The organism is Candidatus Melainabacteria bacterium RIFOXYA2_FULL_32_9 (assembly GCA_001784615.1).
Classification (GTDB): domain Bacteria; phylum Cyanobacteriota; class Vampirovibrionia; order Gastranaerophilales; family UBA9579; genus UBA9579.
In genome coordinates, this window is record MFRQ01000035.1 from 1 (window position 1) to 12,653 (window position 12,653).

General features: G+C 32.1%; 11 protein-coding genes. 4 read left to right on the forward strand and 7 right to left on the reverse strand.

The features are described from left to right. The first annotated feature begins 240 nt into the window (after positions 1-240). Positions 241-1,371, forward strand: a complete 1,131-nt coding sequence (locus A2255_09500) for a cell filamentation protein Fic (GenBank protein OGI22596.1) — start codon at positions 241-243, stop codon at positions 1,369-1,371. 409 nt (positions 1,372-1,780) lie between these two features. Beyond that, the gene (locus A2255_09505) at positions 1,781-3,610 is read left to right on the forward strand and encodes a hypothetical protein (protein ID OGI22597.1); all 1,830 of its coding nucleotides are present in this window, start codon (positions 1,781-1,783) and stop codon (positions 3,608-3,610) included. A gap of 154 nt (positions 3,611-3,764) precedes the next feature. Here the strand turns inward: A2255_09505 and A2255_09510 are convergent, their stop codons facing one another. From A2255_09510 to A2255_09525, 4 genes are all read right to left on the reverse strand, one after another. Continuing rightward, the gene (locus A2255_09510) at positions 3,765-3,989 is read right to left on the reverse strand and encodes a hypothetical protein (protein ID OGI22598.1); all 225 of its coding nucleotides are present in this window, start codon (positions 3,987-3,989) and stop codon (positions 3,765-3,767) included. Positions 3,990-3,991: 2 nt separating this feature from the next. Further along, positions 3,992-4,711: a hypothetical protein gene (locus A2255_09515; GenBank protein ID OGI22599.1), complete on the reverse strand. Its 720-nt coding sequence runs from the start codon at positions 4,709-4,711 to the stop codon at positions 3,992-3,994. A 116-nt stretch (positions 4,712-4,827) separates the two neighbouring features. After that, on the reverse strand, positions 4,828-5,367 hold the full coding sequence (locus A2255_09520) for a hypothetical protein (protein ID OGI22600.1): 540 nt from the start codon (positions 5,365-5,367) through the stop codon (positions 4,828-4,830). Positions 5,368-5,431: 64 nt separating this feature from the next. Then, positions 5,432-5,701: a hypothetical protein gene (locus A2255_09525; protein OGI22601.1), complete on the reverse strand. Its 270-nt coding sequence runs from the start codon at positions 5,699-5,701 to the stop codon at positions 5,432-5,434. A 211-nt stretch (positions 5,702-5,912) separates the two neighbouring features. On the opposite strand from A2255_09525, the gene A2255_09530 reads away from it, so the two are divergent. Further along, the gene (locus A2255_09530) at positions 5,913-6,494 is read left to right on the forward strand and encodes an NADPH-dependent FMN reductase (GenBank protein ID OGI22606.1); all 582 of its coding nucleotides are present in this window, start codon (positions 5,913-5,915) and stop codon (positions 6,492-6,494) included. Between the two features lie 273 nt (positions 6,495-6,767). Here A2255_09530 and A2255_09535 read toward each other — a convergent pair whose 3' ends face one another. Next, complete coding sequence (locus A2255_09535; GenBank protein OGI22602.1) at positions 6,768-7,664, reverse strand: N-acetylmuramic acid 6-phosphate etherase; 897 nt, start codon at positions 7,662-7,664, stop codon at positions 6,768-6,770. A gap of 195 nt (positions 7,665-7,859) precedes the next feature. On the opposite strand from A2255_09535, the gene A2255_09540 reads away from it, so the two are divergent. Beyond that, complete coding sequence (locus A2255_09540; GenBank protein ID OGI22603.1) at positions 7,860-9,998, forward strand: polyribonucleotide nucleotidyltransferase; 2,139 nt, start codon at positions 7,860-7,862, stop codon at positions 9,996-9,998. 72 nt (positions 9,999-10,070) lie between these two features. Here A2255_09540 and A2255_09545 read toward each other — a convergent pair whose 3' ends face one another. Next, entirely contained in the window at positions 10,071-10,835 is a 765-nt protein-coding gene (locus tag A2255_09545) for an orotidine 5'-phosphate decarboxylase (GenBank protein OGI22604.1), read from the reverse strand. 145 nt (positions 10,836-10,980) lie between these two features. Next, the gene (locus tag A2255_09550; protein OGI22605.1) at positions 10,981-12,549 is read right to left on the reverse strand and encodes a hypothetical protein; all 1,569 of its coding nucleotides are present in this window, start codon (positions 12,547-12,549) and stop codon (positions 10,981-10,983) included. Positions 12,550-12,653: the final 104 nt, after the last annotated feature.

The window sequence follows — 12,653 nt, forward strand, 5'->3', positions numbered from 1 at the left end:
TGGGCTCTTAAATATCAAGAAACTTTTGCTCTTGTTTCTTGACTTTTAACATACAATCTACAGGGCTTTTTTGAAAATGTTAGAAACCATGCTTGATTTGATTTTAAAGTGTGGCCACATGGACGCAGAAATAAATGTTATATTATTTCTGTTGAATATCTAATAATGGTAATTGACTCATTAAAAGTTTAGCCTTAAACTTTTAATGTAATATATTTCATTAAATATTAAGGAAGAAAAATGAAACGATATAAAGCTGGGAATTATATAAAAAAGCATGAATATAAGAGCTTTTCCCCATCTTATATAAATAGAGAGTTTGATATAGCTGATAAAAAAATAAGTGTGCTTCTAGAAAATGCTGGAAGACTGTTAGGAGAATTAAATGCATTTTCTAGATCTGTACCTGATATAGATTTCTATATTTTTATGCTTGTTGCAAAAGAAGCAACAGTATCAAGTCGGATTGAAGGTACGAAAACACTTATTGATGAAGCTGTTATGCCTGAAGAAGAGATATTGCCAGAACGAAAAGATGACTGGCAGGAGGTTAGGAATTATATTATTGCAATAAATTCTGCTGTTGATTCCTTAAAAGACCTTCCTCTTTGTATTAGGCTTATAAAAGAGACTCATAAAACTTTACTTAGAAGTGTTCGTGGTGAAAAAAAAATACCTGGTGAAATAAGAACCTCACAAAATTGGATTGGTGGGTCAAGTCCTTCAAATGCTTTTTTTGTACCTCCTGTTCCTGAAGAAGTCTCTGAACTATTAGCTGATCTTGAAAAATTTTGGCATAATGATAATTTAGATTTACCTAAATTAATAAAAATTGCTATATCTCATTATCAATTTGAAACAATCCACCCTTTTTTAGATGGAAATGGAAGGATAGGAAGACTTTTAGTAATTTTGCAATTAATAGATAGTGGTATTTTAAGAAAACCTGCCTTCTATTTATCAGAATTTTTTGAGGAAAATAAAAAGCTTTATTATGACTCTTTAACCCTTGTAAGAGAGAAAAATGATCTTGAACAGTGGATAAGGTTTTTCTTGCAGGGAGTATGTCAAACAGCTGAAAAAACCATTCAAACCTTTGAAAAAATAGATCTTCTCAGAAAAGAAAATGAAGAAAAAATCTATACTCTTGGAAGAAGAGCAAAAAAAGGTTATGAGCTATTAAGACTTTTATACTCGCATGTGTATATAAATGTTGACATTGTGGCTAAAGAGCTAAAAATATCTTGGCCTTCTGCGAATAAGCTTATATCAGAATTCGTAAGACTTGGTATTCTTAAAGAAATTACAAATCAAAAACAATATAGGAAATTTGTTTTTGATGATTATATAAAAATCTTTAGAATATGCTAGATACTTTATAGTATTTTATTCAAAAACAAATAAAATACTGTGCCTAAATTGTGCCTAAACTAAAATTAAATTTTATGATTTTTAATGAAAATAAGTGAAATTCAAAAGAGAATAAAGCAGGTTAAAAGTCTTATATATCAATAAAATAATTAACTTTAATTTAATTTGATGAAAACAAGTGAAAAATAAAAAATAGAGTTCGAATCTCTCCGTCTCCACCATAAAAGCCCACGGTTAACAGCCCGGGGTTTTTATTTTGTCGAAATATGTCCAGTATAAGCTTTTGCAAGAATAATATCTTTCCATAAGATATTATGAAAAATAAAAAGTGTGGCAATAATTTTATTTTATTTGGTTTCATGATAAAGAGTATAAGAATAAAAATCTGTTTTTAAGAAAGTTGTTTTTAATGATTGCAGAAGATAGAAAAAAGAAAATCCAGGAAGAAATTGAAAGAGTTAAAATCAAAGATCATATAGTACATATTTATGATAATGAGGATGACCATAAAGATATATTGGTATCTTATATAAAAAGTGGTATAGAGCGAAATGAGAAAATAATCAGCATTGAATATTCGCTTTCTGAAGAAGCGTTATTAAATGCCTTAAATAAAGAAGGTTTGGATGTAAATTATTTAATAAATAAGGGTCAGTTAAAAATATTAAGTCATAATGCCACATACATAAAAGATGGTTATTTTGACATTGATAGAATGATAAAATTCTGGCAGAACGAAATGGATATAGCTATGAGTGAGGGATATCCGGCGTTAAGAGTTACAGGGGAGGCATCTTGGATAGCTGATGCCCCACTGGGTTCAGAATTTTTTATGAAATATGAGTCTACAATTAATAAAGCTCTGAATGATAGTAAATGTATAGTGTTATGCAGATATGATATTAAGAGTTTGGATCTTCAAGCGTTATCCGATTCTCTGTCAAATCATCCAAAAGTTTTTATTGGAACTAGAGAACTTAATAATGATGATTATTACCTGACTACTGATCATTTTCTTAGTGGAGAGTCAGAAAAATTAAAAGTAAATAACTGGTTAAAAAACATTGAAAACAGTTATGATAATAAGAAAAGGTTGGTAGAAAGCGAAAAAATATATAGTTTATTATACTCAGCTATGAGTGAAGGAGTTTGCATTCACGAGATTCTTTATGATGAAGATGGAAAAGCTGTCGAATATGAAATTTTAGATGTAAATCCTGCATACGAATCTATACTTGGATTAAAGAAAGAAGATGTAATCGGTAAAAGAGCCTCTGACATATATAAAACTGATAAACCACCCTATATTGAAATATATTCAAAAGTTGCTTCAACAGGAAATCCTATAACATTTGAGACATACTTTGAACCGATGAATAAATATTTTCATATATCAGCTGTTTATCTCGGTGAAAAAGACAAATTTGCAACTATTTTTTCTGACATAACAGATTTTGTAAAACTTCAAAAAGAATTAAAAAATGCAAAAGAAGCAGCTGAGGCCGCAAATAAAATAAAAAGTGAATTTATTGCAAATATGTCTCATGAGTTCAGAACTCCTCTTAATGCAATAATAGGCTTCACCGATATGATTCTTACAGGGGTTTACGGAAAGTTATCAGATAAAGTAGTTAAGTATCTTAATAATGTGTCGACAAGTGGCAAGCATCTTTTAAATCTCGTAAATGATATACTTGATATTTCTAAAATTGAAGCTGGCAAGATGGAATTAAGTTACGGGAATTTTAGTTCAAAACAAGTCATTTATGAGATTATATTAACCTTTGAGTCTATGGTTACTTTGAAAAATATAAATCTTGAAATTCGATTATCTGATACCAATATAAATGCTGATATGGGAAAATTTAGACAGATAATTTATAATCTCGTAAGTAATGCTGTTAAATATACTCCTGAAAATGGCAAAATATTTATATATTCTGATATAAATAATAATGAGCTTGTAATAACGGTTGAAGATACTGGAATTGGTATAGCAAAAGAAAATTACAGTAAAGTTTTCTCCAAATTTAAGCAAATAGATTCTTCCTATTCAAGAAATCAAGAAGGAACTGGTCTTGGTTTAGCACTAACAAAGAGATTAATCGAGTTACACGGTGGCACTATTCATTTTGAGTCTGAAGAAGGTAAGGGATCAAGATTTTGGTTCGTTATCCCAAAAGAAAAGTCATTAATTGAATGCCTTGATCCAGTTAAGGGAGATTTTTCTTCAAGATAGTTTTCCTAGAATATGAATAAGGATAAATAATTTTCTTTATCAATTATGCAACATTTTGTAGAAGAAAAGTTCGAAACTCGTACACCAGTCTTCACCATAAAAGCCCATACCGTGACAGGTATGGGCTTTTATTATGCTGATTTAAATCGTTGGGTCAAATAATTTGACCCAACCTACGGACTGCTTTATACATAGTTCCTGCAATTTCATTATATCCAAGTTCAAAATATACCATTTTTTGAATGGTTGTATTATCATAGCCGAGCTTCTGAAGCTCGGGAATTCTTTCTTTTAAGTATTTTTGTGTTGATTTTGTAGTTTTTCCCGCTTTATAACCTTCATATCCGGCTTTAATTATGTCACCTATAGATATACCCATGTTCAACTCCTCGCCCTATTTAAAGCTATTTTGTATGTTTGTGCATAAAGATTATAAATAATTATATAGATAGGAAATACTATAAATGTTATTTTGAGTTTTTCATTTAAATAAAACATATTGATTATACCTAAAATTACGTATGGTACAAATAAAAAGAAAGAAATCCCAATACTCTTTATAAGTTCAGGAAGAGCTTTTTTTATTGATAAAAGCAAATTAGAAATTTTAAAACAATCTTTTAATCTAAAGTCTTGAGCTAATACTGCAGAAACATAAGGGAAAAATATTGAATACGAAATTACCATAAGAATGGACAATGGAATAACTATAGCTTTCTCATATGAAAATGAGTGCCTAACTAATAAACGAATAAAATACACATTTAACGGAAATAGTAGTAAATATAATAAAAAGGTATATAGATATGCCGGTAAATTAACATAAAGCCCAAACTTTAAATATTTTAGACAACTTGACCAATTTAGAGATAAATTATTCGTATTATTTATTTCATTATGGGCAGTTTGTACCAAATAGCCGAATAAAACAAAAACAATTAAGGACCCAATTGCAGAAGTAAAAATTTTATAAGGCATAACTACTGGTGCCTCAACAAGAATCTGGCAAATGCCAAACAACAAACAACCGATAATAAGATTTTGTAGCCACTTACTATGGCTAAATATTGAATAAAATGCTTTTTTAATATCTAGTTTCATAATTTTCCTTTATTCTTATTATTGCTTTCTTTTTATCGGTGCGCAGTGCGCACCCTTGTATGATGAGTTTAGTAGCAAAGTGTAGGTTGGGTAAAAATTAATTTTACCCAACAAAATCATTCATAATTCATACTTTGAATCTTTTTCACATCTTCAAAGCAGCCCCAATTAATATCATATAGATTATCTTTTACAAATTTGTGAAAAGATGAATATTCCCAATTTTTCACATTATCGACGTAACAATGTTTGACAGGGTTGTAATGAATATAATCAAGATGATTATATAAATCTTTTTCATCTTGAATAGTATGTTCCCAGTAGCGTCTTTGCCAGATATCTTTCTCTTTTTTACTTTTGCGACTTGGAGAAATTTCATAGTCATCAATTGATGAAATATCAATATTTCTGGAAAAATAATTTTTAATTAACCTGATTATCATTGGATAATTATTAGTTTTTTCAGGCTTAATGATTATATGAAAATGATCATTCAAAATTACTGCCGCATATATTTCAAAAAAATGAAATCTTTTAGCATTTTCAAATGCTTTTCTTAATAATTTTATGTTTTTAACCAAAATCTTCCGTCGTTTACTTGTAACGACGGTAATGAAGATATAACTATTTTCTATAAACGCTCTTCGGTATTCCATTTATTAATTATATTATAAATTGTTGGGTCAAATTAATTTGACCCAACCTACAATTTGGCTTTAACTATTCACCTTTTTTAGTGAATGTAAATGAGATTATTTGATCTTCAAAAATGTTCAGCCAGGTGCGACTAACGCTGCCTCCTGAACATTCACATTCACTAAAAATAGGATAAACATCAACGTCAATCAAAGTTACAATGCCTTCTACTGTTTTTCCAGGTTCATTAAGCAAATTGCCTCTTGCTACATAAGAGTCAGTCCATACTTCCAGTTTATCCACATTGTATGTTTGATTTGCGATTTCAAATATTTTTTCCAGTTTACTTTTCATTTTTAAGTTCCTTTTATAATCTGAAGCATAATTTTATAATAATAGTAATTTTTGAATTTTCATAATTAATTAATATTTTTTTTATGTTTATTAAGATTAGCTGTAGAAAAACCATTTAAATTGAAATAACAGCAATAATAAGACTATGTATAGCCTTATTTAATGCTATGCTAAAACTAAGAATTCAATGAGAATGGCTGAGGATATTAATATGGTAAAAGTTTCAATAATATATCATAGTGGACGTGGACATACAAAAAGACAAGCTGAATTTGTTTTGCAGGGAGTACAATCTGTAGAATCAATTGAAGGTAAGTTAATATCTGTAGAAGAGGTTCAAGATAATTGGGATTTTATAGCTGACTCAGCTGCGATAATATTTGGAAGTCCTACATATATGGGGACAATATCAGCTCCATTCAAAATATTTATGGATTCTACCTCTAAAGTCTGGATGAAACAGGGCTGGAAAGATAAGATTGCAGCTGGATTTGTAAATTCAGGCTGGCCAAGTGGGGATAAACTTAATACTATGATGCAAATATTTATTTTTGCTGCCCAGCATGGCATGGTATGGGTTAGTTTGGGCTTGATTCCAGGAGATTTGCAAAAAGATCCTGAGAAAAAAGAACTCAATAGATTAGGCTCATTTATTGGATCAATGTCCATGTCTCCTTTTAGTGAGTCAGCTGAGACCGCTCCGCCTGAATGCGACTGTGAAACCGCACGACATCTTGGCAAAAGAGTTGCTGGGGCTGCTTTAAGATGGGAAAATGGTAAAAATAGCCAGTAAAATATTTAAGAATTTTTAACTCAGTTAATAAACATTTTACTGATTTAACAATTCGGGTTATTATTAGTCTTAAATCTTACCCTTTTACAAATTAAGGAGATTGTAGTAATGAAAAATCAAGAAAAAGAACAATTTTTAAAACAAAAATCTTTAGATATTAAAAATTCTTTTGAAATAGCTGAGAAATACATAGAATCAGCAATTGAAAATTTTAATCATACAGAAAAGCCTGATTTACAAGTAAAAGAACTAGTAAAAAATCTAAAAAAATAGCTATTTTATAGTAAATAGAGCTTCTCTTAATCTGCCATTGTGTTGCTGTAACAGTTCTTCAGCTTCTTTGGTAGATAGAGAAGCTTTTAGCATTATTATTGAGATTTTTACATTATAATTATTTGAGATTAAAGTTTCTTGAGCAGTTTTATAATTCACTTCTGCTATCTCTGAAACTATTCTAGCTGCTCTATCTCTTAATTTATTATTAGTAGGTTGAACATCAATCATATAATTTTCATAAGTCTTGCCGGTTCTTATCATTGAAGCAGTTGTCAGCATATTTAATACCATTTTTTGAGCTGTTCCTGCTTTCATTCTGGTAGAGCCGGTAATTACCTCTTCTCCAACTTCAGGAGCTATTAAGATATCAGAATACTCTTTTATTTTTGCTTGTTTGTTGCAGGCAAGTCCTATTGTGGAAATATTTAATTCCTTAGCTTTTTTTAAAACCCCTTGTATATAAGGAGCATTACCGCTGGCAGAAATTCCAATTACTACATCTCCGGCTTTTGCTCCTGAATTAACAAGATCAGTAATTCCTGCTTCAAAACTATCTTCTGCGCCCTCTACAGCTTTTTTTATAGCTACATCCCCACCTGCAATATACCCTCTTACCATATCAGGATTGGCGTTAAATGTCGGTGGACATTCTGAGGCATCAAGAATTCCAAGCCTTCCGCTGGTTCCTGCTCCAAAATATAAAAGGTTTCCATTGTTCAAAAAACTATGAGTTATTATATCTACAGCTTTTGCCACTTTATCCAGTTCTTTATTTACAGCTTCCGCTACTTTATAATCTTCTTTATTTATAAGCTCTACTATATCCCTGGATGATAGGAGATCAATATTTATGGTGTTTGGATTTCTCTTTTCGGTGAGAATTAAATTCTCCATATGTTTAGTCCTTATTCAGATAGTAATTTGTAATAAGTATTTTATACTGAATAGTGAAAAATTGCTATAAAACAACTTATATCTGACTTTTGCAGAAATAGATATATAACACAAAATAACATACTTATTATATCTGTGTTTTTAATATATACTATTTATTGGAAATATAAAGAGAAGAAGGAAAAGAAGTAAAAGATGGATTCAATTCAAAAGTACACATTAAAAATTGGAGAAAGAACGGTTGAGTTTGAGACCGGTAGACTTGCAAAACAGGCAGCAGGTTCTGTCACCATTAGTTGTGAAGGAACTGTTCTACTTGTTTCGGTTACTGTTAATGAGGAGCCAAGACCAGGAATAGATTTCTTCCCACTCCTCGTTGATTATGAAGAAAAAATGTATTCTGTAGGAAAAATCCCTGGCGGCTTTTTAAGAAAAGAAGGTCGTCCTTCTGATAAGGCAATTCTTACAAGCAGACTTATTGATAGACCCATAAGACCTTTATTCCCAAAAGGATTTAGAAATGATGTTCAGATTGTTGCTGCTACTTTAAGTTCAGATAGAAATATACAGCCTGATACATTAGCTATATTAGGTGCATCAACAGCATTAGAATTATCAGGAGCTCCATTCCAAGGGCCTATTGGTGCTGTAAGAGTGGCTAAAGTTAATGACAAATTCATTGCAAATCCAACTTACGAAGAAGCAGATTATAGTGCTCTCGATATAGTTATTGCAGGAACAGAAGATTCTGTTTTAATGGTTGAAGCAGGCTGTGATTTCGTACCTGAAGAAGAAATTTTTGCAGCAGTTGAGTTTGCACTTCCTGAAATTAAAAAACAGGTTGAAGCTCAAAGAGCATTTGCAGCTCAATGTGGAGTTACAAAAAAGGAATTTGTTAATCCTCATGACACAACTGAGCTTCATAATCTCGTTGAAGAAGTTGCTGCTCAGCTTATTAATGAGGCATATCATAACTTTGACAGGGATGCCAGAAAAGAAAAACTTAAACAAGCAAAAGAACTTGTAAATGCAAGAATTCAAGAACTTCCTGAAGAAAACTCAATTAAGCAGCTTTTAGCTTCTTCAGAAATTAAGTTTGTTAATGAAGAGTTTAAAAGTGTTGAAAAGAAAATAATGAGAAACATGGTAATTAACGAGGGTGTCAGGGCTGATGGAAGAAAATACGATGAAATCAGACCTATTACTGTTGAAGTAGGAGTCCTTCCAAGAACTCATGGTTCAGCCGTGTTTACTCGTGGTGCAACCCAGGCTCTATCAGTTGCTACTTTAGGTTCGCCTGGAGAAGCTCAGGAATTAGATGGGCTTTCACCTGAAACAACAAAAAGATATATGCACCATTATAGTTTCCCGGGATATGCAACTGGTGAAGTTAGACCAATGAGAGGCGCTGGCCGACGTGAAATAGGTCACGGTGCATTAGCAGAAAGAGCTATTTTACCGGCATTACCGTCTAAAGATATATTCCCATATACACTTAGAGTTAATTCAGACATACTTGAATCCAACGGATCAAGCAGTATGGCAAGTACCTGCGGAAGCTGTCTTGCTCTTATGGATGCAGGTGTTCCTATTACTACAGTTGTTGGTGGTGTTGCAATGGGACTCGTTAAAGAGGGTGATAAAACAGCAATTCTTACTGATATTCAAGGGCTTGAAGATTTCCTTGGTGATATGGACTTCAAAGTGACAGGTAATAAAGAAGGTATATCAGCTCTTCAAATGGATATGAAAATTAAAGGCATAGATTTTGAAATCCTTAAGAGAGCTATTAATGATGCAAAAGTTGGAAGAAACTTCATTATAGATAAAATGATAGAAGTTATCCCTGAGCCAAGAAAAGAAATGTCACCATTTGCTCCAAGAATTCACACTATGAAGATAGATGTTGAAAGCATTGGAGCAGTAATTGGGCCTGGTGGTAAAACAATCAGAGGCATCATTGAAGAAACCGGTGTAACCATCGATATTGAAGATGATGGTACTGTACTTATTACCAGTGCAAATGGTCCGGCAACTGAAAAAGCCATTTCTATTATTGGAAACCTTACAAGAAAAATCACTGAAGGCCTTATTGTAAGAGGTAAGGTTGTAAGAACTATACCAATAGGAGCTTTTGTTGAACTTGCGCCAGGCAAGGACGGTATGGTTCATATTTCACAAATTTCAAAAGAAAGAATAGCAAGAGTTGAAGATGCTATTAACGTTGGTGATGAAGTAGTTGTCAAGGTTATGAGCGTTGATGAAAAAGGAAGAGTTAATCTTACAATAAAAGGTGTTACAGAAGAAGAAAAAGCACACCTTATTAAAGGTTAATTCTGGAATTTATAATTCTAAAAATCCCTGATAAACTTATCAGGGATTTTTAAATATTTAAAAGTTTAAAAATTAGACCAGTTCTTCTTCAAACCTACTGTTAAGTGCTTCATTAATTTCATCCAGTATTAATTTAGCGGCGGAAACTTTATCTTTTGCTGAAGTTATTGGTCTTCCTACAACAAGATAATTTACACCAGCTCTGATAGCGTCTGTAGGTGTTACAAATCTGACTTGATCATTAACAACAGACCATGTGGGTCTTATTGCAGGGCATAATATTATGAATTCATCTCCACATTCTTTCTTGATTTTTGGTGCTTCTGTTGCGCTTGCAATTACACCATCAAGACCCGATTCTTTAGCTAATTTTGCTAATCTGCAAACATAATCATCAATATGCTTCTCTACGCCTAATTCTTCAGTTAAAGTCCTTTGACCAAAGCTTGTAAGAAGAGTTACTCCAAGAATAATGGGTTTTGGAAGTTTATGCAGTTTAGCTGTTTCTTTTGCTAATTTAATTGAGGTTGCAATCATTTTGGATCCACCAGAAATGTGCATGTTAAAGAAGGTAACCCCGTGTTTTACAAGGTTTGCATTAGCTTTAGCTACAGTATTAGGAATATCATGAAATTTGCCGTCAAAGAAAATTCTCCCACCTTCTCCGTGGATAATATTTATAATTTCTGGTCCAACGCTTGTAAATAATTGCAGACCAACCTTAAAAATGCCTACATAATCTTTAAGTTCATAAACTAGTGCTTTTGCTTCATCTAATGTATCTACATCAAGAGCTAGAATAAGTCTGTCTTTTGCACAATTTTGATCTTGAATCATCTTAGGGACTCCAATCTACTATTACCATATCCCCTTAGTTTATTAATGTTTATACTAGTGAGAATTTAATTTTACCACTATTACTAAATAATAACAATAAAAGGTCTTTAAAAACCAAAAAATGTAAAATTTAAGCCAGGATTCTTTAGCTTTTTGTAGTTGCTATTTCTGCATTTTTCAGGTTATGAATAAGGTTTAATCCGTTAAATATTGCTTTAACATTAGCTTTTACGGTGCTGGTATCTTTGCCTCTACATATTATTGTTTCACCACTTTCTGCAGAGAGCTGAATTACAGTCATAGCATCAGCTGCAACACCTTTTACTTCTTCGCCTAAAGCAGATTGCTCATAATGTAGAAGTTTTTCTTTAAATCCAGCGCCTGCAAGTGCATCTAAACATGACTCAAGAGGGCCATCACCGTGCCCTATGGTATCATATTCTTTGCCGTTATACGTGAAGGATAATTTATATTTTTCTTTTTCACCATTATCAATCTTTTTGAATTCAACAAGTTTGAATGGGCCTTCAATTTCAAATATTTCTTTAAGATAAATATCCATTATTGTTTGGACAGGGAGCTCTCCGATTTTTTCAGCTTTTTCCTTGACAAAAGGCACAATTCTTATTGCTTCTTCTATTGTAATCGGGTAGCCAGCTCTTGTAATTATTTCATATATGGCAGTTTTACCTGACTGGCTTGTAAATCCAAGGTGTTCGTCATCATCTCTGCCAATTAATGAAGGATGTATAGGTCTGTAAGCTCCTTTTTGCATTCCTTTTGTTTTAAACGCACCATCTTGGTGTATACCACTTCTATGAGCAAGTGCATCAGGTCCAATTAGTGGGCTTTTTTCATATATTGGAATATTTGACATTTCAGCAACAATAACTGCTGTTTCGTAGATTTTTGTCATATCAAGAGGAACATCAATGTTACAGTTAAATAGACTTGTGGTGACTTCATATAAATTGGTGTTTCCTGCTCTTTCTCCAAGGCCGTTTAAACTGCATTCAAGCTGTGTAGCTCCTGCAAAGAAACTTTCCACAGTTGTTGCAGACGCCATACCTAAATCGTTGTGACAATGTACAGCTATTATTGTGTCAGATGGCAGTGCATTTACTACTTCATTTACTAATTTTACAAATTCCATCGGGCGGGTGCGCTCAACTGTGTTTGGAAGATTTATTACCCTTGCTCCAGCCTGTACAACTTCTTGCAAAGAATCAATAACGAAGCTTAGATTTTCAGCACAATCTCCAAAATGTTCCACAGAGAATTGCACTTCACCTTTTTCTCCCACTAATGATTTTGCATATTTAACAGCTTCAACAGCAATTTTTCTTATGTCATCAGGTTCTTTTTTAAGTACATATTTCATATTAAAAGGGCTCATTGCAATAAATGTATGAATTCTTGGTTTATGTGCATCTTTTAATGCGTCAGCAACCTTAATAATATCTTTTTCAACAGCTCTTGCCAGTCCTGAAATTACTACATTATCGGGTGCAATTGATGCTAAATATTGACAAGCTTCAAAATCCATATCGCTGGAGCCGGAAAAACCGACTTCTATACCCTGTATACCTAATTTTATTAGTTGATTAAAGATAATTTCTTTTTGTTTTGTATTCCAAGGTTTTTTTAAGGCTTGATTGCCGTCTCTAAGGGTTACATCATAGAAAAATGGCTGTCTTTTATTTGCCTCATTCATTATTTTTTCCCAGCTCCTTAATTGAATATCAGATTTAATATAACATGATTTTATAAATTAAAAATTAAGTAAAGACTTTTTGAAGAGTTATTTCAGATTTTTCT